Genomic DNA, 897 nt, shown 5'->3' with positions numbered 1-897 from the left:
ATGTGGAAGTGTGTCCCGAATGCGGAGAAATCAAGATAAGCTACAACAGTTGCCGAGACCGTCATTGCCCCAAGTGTCAGAACAAGGAGCGTGAGCAGTGGATTTCTTTCCGCAGGGAGGAGATTATACCTACTAAGTACTTCCATGTGGTATTCACGGTGCCGGATTGCCTGCATCCTATAGCCATTAACCATCAGGCTGCCTTCTACGATTGCATGTTCAAGGCCGCTTGGGCTACCATTCACGACTTTGCTGGCGACAAGGGGCTGCGTACAGGCATGACAGCCATCCTTCATACGTGGGGTTCCAATCTGTTCTACCATCCGCACATTCACTGCATTGTGCCGGGTGGAGGGATAGACAAGCTCGGTGTGTGGCATCATCTCAACGGTTGTGAAAAGAGTGACTTCCTTTTTCCCGTGCATGGCATGAGCGACAAATTCCGTGGAAGATTCATGGCTCTGCTCACAAGGAGGCTGAAGGAAGAAGGCTTCGTCATTGCTAATTACATACGAAAACAGTGCTTTGACAAGGACTGGGTCGTTTACTCCCGCCCTCCCGCAAAGGGAGTGAATCAGGTGTTGGAGTATATTGCAAGATATGCATATCGTGTGGCGATAACCAATTCCAGGATTCTTGACGTGACCGACTCAAATGTCTCATATGACTACAAGGACTACAGGAAAGGCGGAAAGCACGGGGTGATGACAATGGAGATTGACAAGTTCCTTGGCTTGTTGTCACTGCATGTGCTACCCGACAGGTTTGTAAGGATACGCCACTACGGCATACTCTCACCATCCAACAGGGATGCACTGCGCAACATACAGAAGCAGCTCGATGTGCCGCCCGTGCCGAAAGAAAGGACAAAGAAGTCATATCTTGAGATCTGTCAGG

1 protein-coding gene is annotated in these 897 nt (G+C 49.9%); it reads left to right on the top strand.

The window, feature by feature from the left end:
* On the top strand, positions 1–897 hold an 897-nt coding region (locus CIK99_RS07545), incomplete at both ends, for a transposase (RefSeq protein WP_144007935.1).

This window comes from Prevotella sp. P5-92 (assembly GCF_002251245.1).
Classification (GTDB): Bacteria; Bacteroidota; Bacteroidia; order Bacteroidales; family Bacteroidaceae; genus Prevotella.
Note: the sequence above shows the minus strand (reverse complement) of the source record. Positions and strands in the feature narration are given on the sequence as shown.